This window comes from Pseudoalteromonas sp. SANK 73390, from assembly GCF_054966645.1.
Genome location: NZ_ARPN01000150.1, coordinates 1 through 423, shown reverse-complemented (window position 1 = coordinate 423; position 423 = coordinate 1). Strand labels below are relative to the sequence as shown.

Here is a 423-nt window from a genome sequence, read left to right as displayed (position 1 = left end):
AGTACGGGGCGGTAAAAGAAGCATTAGCTTGATTTTTATCTCGGATAGTCACGGCATAACCTGATTTTTGTGACCATTGATAGTTTGTTACGGTCCCATCTGGGTCACTTGCTGAACTAGTCATGTACACTTCAGCACCAGATCCTATTTCAGTAACAGCCGATATAATAACATTAGGTAATTGATTTTCTGCTTGCACAGCACGTTTAACTTTTACACTAATTGTATCCTTTGCTTCACCCCCTTTGTCATCCTTAACAAGCAGTTCTAATTCAAGTGTTGTATCAGCATCCAGTACGGGAGGCGGTAAAAGAAGCATTAGCTTGATTTTTATCTCGGATGGTCACTGCATAACCTGATTTTTGTGACCATTGATAGTTTGTTACGGTCCCATCTGGGTCACTAGCTGAACTGGTCATGTAC

The 423-nt window shown here is 41.1% G+C and carries 2 protein-coding genes; both read right to left on the bottom strand.

Annotated elements, in window-relative coordinates; all coding sequences use genetic code 11:
- Positions 1 to 319, bottom strand: a 319-nt coding sequence (locus SANK73390_RS18595; protein WP_462767879.1) for a PKD domain-containing protein, incomplete at its 3' end; no start/stop codon positions are given.
- Positions 285 to 419: a PKD domain-containing protein gene (locus tag SANK73390_RS18590; RefSeq protein ID WP_462767880.1), complete on the bottom strand. Its 135-nt coding sequence runs from the start codon at positions 417 to 419 to the stop codon at positions 285 to 287. The genes SANK73390_RS18590 and SANK73390_RS18595, both read right to left, overlap by 35 nt.
- Positions 420 to 423: the final 4 nt, after the last annotated feature.